Source organism: Pseudomonas sp. AC463, from assembly GCF_979253585.1.
In genome coordinates, this window is the sequence record NZ_CEEDDZ010000625.1 from 1 (window position 1) to 270 (window position 270).

Consider the following 270-nt stretch of genomic DNA (forward strand, 5'->3'; position numbering starts at 1 on the left):
TCCTGGAGGCGGACGGCGGCGGACGGATCAAGCCGATCAACGTCACCGTCGACTACCAGCGCGGCGGGCGCGACCGCGTGACCTATGCCGCAGGCGTCGTCACGCGGCTGGGCAACCGCATCGCCAACGTGGAGGCGACGGCGTGGCAGGACGACCGCGCCAAGCCGATCGCGGCGGCGCGGCTGAACTACCTGATCGAGCGGTGATGTAGCGGGGGCCATATTGCTGGCTCACCGCCAAGGAGGGGGTCGCGATCCCGAGCCCCTCCCG

At 71.1% G+C, this 270-nt stretch carries 1 protein-coding gene; it reads left to right on the top strand.

Going from position 1 to position 270, the window contains the following annotated elements:
- Positions 1–206 (top strand): hotdog family protein (locus AC0IYH_RS31715; protein WP_471838230.1); only part of this gene is annotated, 206 nt, incomplete at its 5' end.
- Between the last annotated feature and the right edge of the window lie 64 nt (positions 207–270).